6 protein-coding genes are annotated in these 6,339 nt (G+C 65.4%); 4 read left to right on the top strand and 2 right to left on the bottom strand.

Annotated features, from left to right (window positions below):
- The 4 genes from NBRGI_RS46145 to NBRGI_RS04575 all read left to right on the top strand — a co-directional run.
- The coding region (locus NBRGI_RS46145) for an SAM-dependent methyltransferase (protein WP_200882121.1) at positions 1-146 on the top strand (146 nt) is incomplete at its 5' end.
- Positions 147-254: 108 nt separating this feature from the next.
- On the top strand, positions 255-734 hold the full coding sequence (locus NBRGI_RS04585) for a hypothetical protein (protein WP_029892997.1): 480 nt from the start codon (positions 255-257) through the stop codon (positions 732-734).
- A gap of 16 nt (positions 735-750) precedes the next feature.
- On the top strand, positions 751-1,488 hold the full coding sequence (locus NBRGI_RS04580) for an ABC transporter ATP-binding protein (RefSeq protein ID WP_029892996.1): 738 nt from the start codon (positions 751-753) through the stop codon (positions 1,486-1,488).
- Positions 1,485-2,324 carry a hypothetical protein gene (locus NBRGI_RS04575; protein ID WP_029892995.1) on the top strand — a complete coding sequence of 280 codons (840 nt, stop codon included), beginning with the start codon at positions 1,485-1,487 and terminating at the stop codon, positions 2,322-2,324. Before NBRGI_RS04580 ends, NBRGI_RS04575 begins: the two co-directional genes overlap by 4 nt.
- A 660-nt stretch (positions 2,325-2,984) precedes the next feature.
- Here the strand turns inward: NBRGI_RS04575 and NBRGI_RS04570 are convergent.
- Together NBRGI_RS04570 and NBRGI_RS04565 are read right to left on the bottom strand one after the other, a co-directional pair.
- Positions 2,985-4,292 carry a cytochrome P450 gene (locus NBRGI_RS04570; RefSeq protein ID WP_235210850.1) on the bottom strand — a complete coding sequence of 436 codons (1,308 nt, stop codon included), beginning with the start codon at positions 4,290-4,292 and terminating at the stop codon, positions 2,985-2,987.
- A gap of 428 nt (positions 4,293-4,720) precedes the next feature.
- Positions 4,721-6,339: PucR family transcriptional regulator (locus tag NBRGI_RS04565; RefSeq protein ID WP_148310694.1), on the bottom strand; the 1,619-nt coding region annotated here is incomplete at its 5' end.

The raw sequence follows: 6,339 nt of genomic DNA, 5'->3' as shown, positions 1-6,339 counted from the left end.
CCTTCCGGCCCACGGCGCAGACGGAGGCCTTCATGGAGGGCTTCGAGCTGCTCGAACCCGGTGTGGTCCCGGTGCAGGAGTGGTTGCGTCCCGACTTGCCGAAAACTCGGATGATCATGGACGCCGTCATCGGCCGCAAACCCTGAGAATCCGGCAGCAACAGGAGTAATGTCGGGTACGCCAATTTGTTGTTGGCCGCCTGCACATTCGAGCGTGCATCAGGTGCTGTCCCAGTCGATCAAGAGGATGAAATAATGAAGACCCTCACAACTGTCGCTGGTGTCGTGTCGTCGATCATGACGGTCGCCGTGGTCACGACCGGTGCCTCGGTTGTCAATGCCCCTCTCGCCGCCGCCTCCCCCGGTGATCTCATCACCGCCGATGTCCCGACCGTGAACGAACTCGACGATCAGGTCGCGTTCCTGATCGAGCTGCCCGGCTCCGACGAGGCCAAGGCCGCCCACATGGAAGGCGGTATGCGGGCGGTCGTGGTCGCCCGCACCCTGTACAACATCGGCTGGTACCGGGCTCCGCGCGGATCGAACGAGATCACCGGTCCGGAAACCCACGAGGGCAATGTGCACACCGCCATGTTGCGCAGCAAGTCGGCGGGTCAGCCGGATCTTGTTGCGCGCGTGGTCTGGAAGCGGATCGACGGTGTCTGGAAGCTGTCCAATAGTTCCGTCTGCGAGGGCGTCAAGGCCGTCGGGCTGGCCATGGGCTGCGACTTCTGACCGGCCGCCGCGCGCCGTGATCGAAATCCGTGACCTCACCCTGGGCTATCCAGGCGTCACCGTCCTCGAGGTCCCCGAACTGAGCGTGGCAGACGGGGCACTCACCTACCTCATCGGTCTCAACGGCACCGGCAAAACCACGCTGCTGCGGTGCATCTGCGGCGTCATCACGCCCGCTGTCGGTACGGTCCGGGTCGACGACACCGTCGTCCGGGCCCACCACAGCACACCGGCCTCGCTCGGCATGCACCTCAACTACCGAGCTTTCGACCCGCGCCACACCGCACGCCGGCACCTGCGCTGGATCGCCCGGGCCCGTGGCCTGCGCACCGGCCGGGTCGACGACGTCCTCGAGATCGTCGATCTCGTCCGGGTCGCCGATCGCCGGCTGGGGCACTATTCGCTCGGCATGCTGCAACGGGTCGGCATCGCGGCCGCGTTGCTGTCCGAGCCGCAGACCCTGCTGCTCGACGAACCGCTCAACGGCCTCGACATCGCGGGTATTCGCTGGATCCGCGGACTGCTGCGCGACCTCGCCGATGCGGGGACGTGCGTCCTGGTCGCCACCCACCTGCTCGATGAGGTCGAACGCAACGCCGATCACATCGTCATCATCGGAAATGGACGCGTTTTGGCCGACCAGCCGTTCGCTCACCTCATGAACACCCTGGAGCCCGGGGAGGCCGGTCTGGAAGACGCGTACTTGCGCATCGCCGGATTGCCCACCCAGCTCCCGTCGGGAGTGACGCCATGAGCGGCCCCGGCCCGGCCACCCTGATCCGCCGCGGCATCGCCGCCGAATGGACCCGCACCGCGGGCCGCAGCTTCCTGTGGACCGTGTCCGTCCCGCTCACCTTCGCGCTGCCGCTGATCGTCACGTTCGCGATCGCCGCTGTCGCGGAACGACTCGCCGACCTCCCCGGGCAGAGTTACGTGGCCACGGTCTCCACCACCAACTCCGTGTACTGGGTGATCACCCTGTCCGTGTCGGTCATGATGGTCACCGCCGCCTACGCCCACGCCACCCAATGGCGCGGTCAGACAAGCGATCTCAACGCTTTCCTGTTTCCCCGGTCCTGGACCGTCGCGTTGGCGCGGTGGATGTACTACGGCGTCATCACCGCGATTGCGACGACTGTCCTGCTCGTCGTCGTCATGGTCACGCTGCCTGCTCAATTCCCCAAAATCTATGGGGCGGTGGACATCACGGATGCCGCCGGGATCCGTTTCCTCTGGACCGTCCCGAGCTACGCGTTCGCCGCATGTGGCGTGGGGATCGCGGTCGGGTCGGTGATCCGCACCCCGTCCGCCGCCATCGCCGTCCTGCTGTTCTGGGTCTATGTCGCGGAGAACTCCGTCAATCTGCTACCGCACGGCCTCACCCTGCAGGCGTACGCTCCGTTTCTCAACGCCGTCGCCGCCTCCGGTCAGGAGGTCGCCTTCCTCCCGCGCTTCGGCCGCAACGGATCGCTGCTCTATTTCGTCGTCGTCGCCGTGACCCTTTTCGTCGTCACCGCCGCCCTGCCGATCCTGCTTCGCCGCGTATCCGGCCAGCGCAGAACGACGCTCACCAAATCGGGTACACCCTGAGCCGGACGTGGCGGCTACGGCGTCGATTGTTCGACCGGCTCTGTCTCGAAGTCCCTTCCGCGCCTGCCTAGTTGGGTATACCTGCCGCGGGAGTTACAAGGATGGTGCTGAGCACGTCGTGTGCCGTACCCGGCTGTAGATGCAGGTCAGGTGCGCGGTGTCGTGTTCCGGCGTGGTCGTCTGGCTGTGGTTGCGTCTCAAGCGGCTTGGGAAGAGAGGGGGCGGTTGGGTAGCGGGCCGGTTGGTCTGTACCAAGCGACAGATAGGTTGGGAGTCACAGAGGTTTTCTACGGTTCACAGGGGTTATAGCTGCTGTGAATCGTAGGGAAGGTCTGTGACCCTGCGACTCGCCCAGTGAAACACGCCGAGCCACAACGCCACTCGCTCGAAACCGCTGTCATCTCGTCAAGGAACTCTCGAAATCGGCACCACAGCCAGACGACTACGCCGGAACCTACCTTCATGCACCTGACGTGCGCCTAAAGTCGGGAACCCCACCTGACGTGCTCAGCACTATCCCGGTAACTCCCGTGGCAGGCAGACCACACTGGGAAAGTCACGCTTCGGTAGCCAGCCAACAAGCCCAAACGCAAGCAAACCAAGCGACAGATAGCCCCCGTGCCGACACGCGAAGACCGCACATCTGCACCGAGACAGAACCTAGCCGGAGACCGGACGAAGTTCGAGCGGAAGCCTTTTCATCACCGGGATCGGTCCCATGGCTCGCCCGGGCTTCTTGATCGGGACGGCCTGGAACTCCCACTTCGACAGCAGACTGAAAAGCGTGGTTTGCAGGGCTATCCAGGCGAGATTATTGCCGATGCACATCTGCTTGCCCATGCTGAACGGAGCGAAGCTCCGGTGTCTCACCCCGTCGGTCGACCACCGATCGGGGTCGAAGACGTCCGGATCGGGGAAGATGTTCGGGTTACGGTGTATAGCCGCGAGGCTGTAGCCGATATCGGTTCCGGCGGGGAATTCGAAACCGTCGAGTTCGACCTTGGTGACGCTGCGCCTGGTCTGCAGCAGGGCCGAATGGGATCGGGTGACCTCGTTCAGGAACTGGTTCAGGTAGTCGAGTTTGTCGAGGCTGCCGGGGCTGAAATCGCCTGCGGCGGAGATTTCTTCCTGCAGTCTCGCCGCCATAGCGGGATGCTGTGCCAGCTCGTACATCGTCCAGGTCAGTGTGGCGGTCAGGGCGTCGATCCCGCCGAAGAGCACGGTCACCGCCTGCTCCACCAGGAACTCGTCACCACGCTGTGCGGCCTCTGGCGAGTCGAGCAGGATATCGATCAGGTCGCCGCGGCGGACGCCACTGACCCGGCGCGCGACCAGCAGCTCCCGGCAGAAGCCCCGCAGTCGTGCGCCCGCTGACCGGAAGTTGCGGTTCACCGGCAATGGCAGGCTGGCCACCCGTTTCGGCAAGATGCTGCCGACGATGGCGCCTGCGCCGATATCGTTGATCACACCCGAAATGAGCTGTATGTCTTCGTCGCTGGGTTCGTGCGAGAACAGGGAACCCAACAGGTCGGTGATGACCAGGCGCAACAGCACTGGCGTGAATTCGACGACCTGGCCCGGCTGCCACGAACTCGCCAACGCATCCGCGTTACGCTTCATGATGTGCGCGTAGCTTTCCAGCTCGGCGTGGTGGAACGCCGGCTGGAGCATGCGACGAATATCGTTGTGTTCCGTGCCGTCCGCGACGATGAACGATTCCCCGAAGATGACACGAATGCGTTCGAAAAGGAGGCCGCGCTCGTAGAAGTCGGAATTCTCGATCAACACCCGGTGCAGGAGTTCGAAATCGGTGATCACATAGATGACGAGGCTGCCGATATCGACCCGGGCTATCTTGCCGACGCTGGACAGATCCACCATGAACTGGACCGGATCACGCGCGATCCGCCAACCGTGTCCGACAACAGGCAAACGTCCGGGACCGCACGGGACGTCACGAAGGTCCACTGTGTCTTGCCCTTTCTTTCGGTAGGTCCAAGGTCGCGGACTTCGGCGGATCCGACCGCTGTCGCTGAGGCCCGTTGCCGATCAACACGTTACCTTAGCTCGGATTTCCCTGACGGCGGGGGCGACAAGCGAAAACGTTTGTCCTACTGCGATCGTCGCCACCTCGGCCACGTCGTTCGGATCACCGTGACCGCCTGATCCGCGTCGTGGTGCGGACGGCGACACACTGAACTGTTATCTGTTCGGACTTGCGGCGGAACGCTTTACGCGATAGCAGCGCCGAACGGCGACGCGACGGAATTGTTCGCCGCGAAGGCCGCGTCGAGTGCGAAGTCGGCAGGCGGGTTCCTGCGTCGTCCTACCGCTCGCGCGACTTTCGCTCCAGCGCAATGGGTTCCGCCGATCGAGTGGGTCAACGGGCGAGCCGTTCAGTGCGGCGCCGGATGGTTGCGGCGGCGTAGCTCGAGTACGCGGAGTTGGAGCTGGGCGAGCAGCATCGCGTCGTTGTCCTCGGGGTCCAAGCCGCAGACCTCCCTGATCCGCCGCATGCGATATCGCACGGTGTTGACGTGGAGCCCCAGCGTCTCCGCTGCGACCTCGGCCCGGCCCGCGCTGTCGAGGTAGGCCCGCAGGGTGGCCAGGAGCGGCCCTTGCTCGCCGTCCTGATCTGCCAGCACCCGCAGCGCGCCGACGAATTCGGGAAGCGCGATGGAATCGGCGTAATCGGCCAGCTGTAGTAAGGCCAGCGACAGCAACGTGCCGTCGAGATTCGCCACGGCATCGGATGCGACAGCGGGGTGGCACATCGTCCGCAATATTTCCTCGGCCTGGATGCGGGCCTGGCTCAAATCCGAAACGGACTGGGCGGGCGGGCTCACCGCTATTCTGCAGGAAACGGGAAGCGGGGTTCGTCCGGCGAAGTCGGCAGCCAAGGATTGCGCTGCGGCGCATGCCTGCTTACGCGTCCGGTGCGGCCAGGCGAGTATTCCGTAGACCGTATGGTCCGACCTGATTGCCACGCCCGAAGTGTGCACCGCGGCCAGGTAGTGGGCGAGTGAATCCTCGATGCGTCGCAGTTCGGCTGTTTCCGCGGAGACACCGGCGGAAGGCCTCGTGCGGCGCGCCGTCGCGGACCGAGCGAAGCCGAGCGCCAGCACCGACACCGGGCCATCGGACAGGCCCAGCTTTTCCGCTGTGGCGATTCGGGTCGGCCCGCCGGCGATCAAGGCCTCGGCCAGCTCGCGACGACGTCGCTGCGCTCGTCCGCACGTGTCGTGTCCCGCCGCCAGTAGATGCGCGGCGACCAGCTCACCGGCCGCGGTCAAGCGCTGGGACACCCGGGCGGACAGCGGCTCCGGCACGACGAGCCAGACGTAGCCCAGAACGGACCCGCCGCCGCGGACCGCTAGCGCCACCCGTGCCGCGGCGCCGTCGCCCGCGACGCCCTGGGGGACGAAAACGGGATCGGGGCTCGTCCGCAGCCGCTCGAAGATGCCGTGCCGTTCCAGCGCGCGCAGGTGTTTGCCGGGGACGGTGCGCGCGAAGATCGATTCGGTGCGCATCGGGTCGGCCGTCGTCTGCTGCGCGGACCAGGCGAGCACGTTGGAGCGCCAGTCCTCGATCGTCACCGGCGCGTGCACCGCGGCGCTGATGGTGTCGGCGACCGCGAACAGATCGGCGTCGGCTTCGGCGGGGGACCATTGTCTTTGCACGTGCTCGAGCAACTGCTCGCGTAACGCACTGGCCAGATCCATCCAGGAAACGTCGGACCGGACCCGCACGATCGTCAGCGGCAGCGAGGCGGGCAGCGGCGGTATCTCGCCTTTGACGGCCACCGCCGCGGCATCGTGGCGCGCCGCGTCGTAGACCACGTCGTGCAGGCAGTTCGCGCCGAGATCAGCGGCGACCAGAATGAACGCCCCGTCTCGGGGAAGGCCGCGCACCGGATCGTAGAACTCGATGGTCGAGACCTGCCGCTCGGCGAAACGGGCGCCGGCGACCACGGTGAGCGGCTCCATGGCAAGGCTGCTGACGAGACTGTCGACCG

The sequence above is a fragment of the Nocardia brasiliensis IFM 10847 genome, assembly GCF_000710915.1.
Lineage (GTDB): Bacteria > Actinomycetota > Actinomycetes > Mycobacteriales > Mycobacteriaceae > Nocardia > Nocardia brasiliensis_A.
This window is presented reverse-complemented; position numbering and strand designations above follow the sequence as displayed.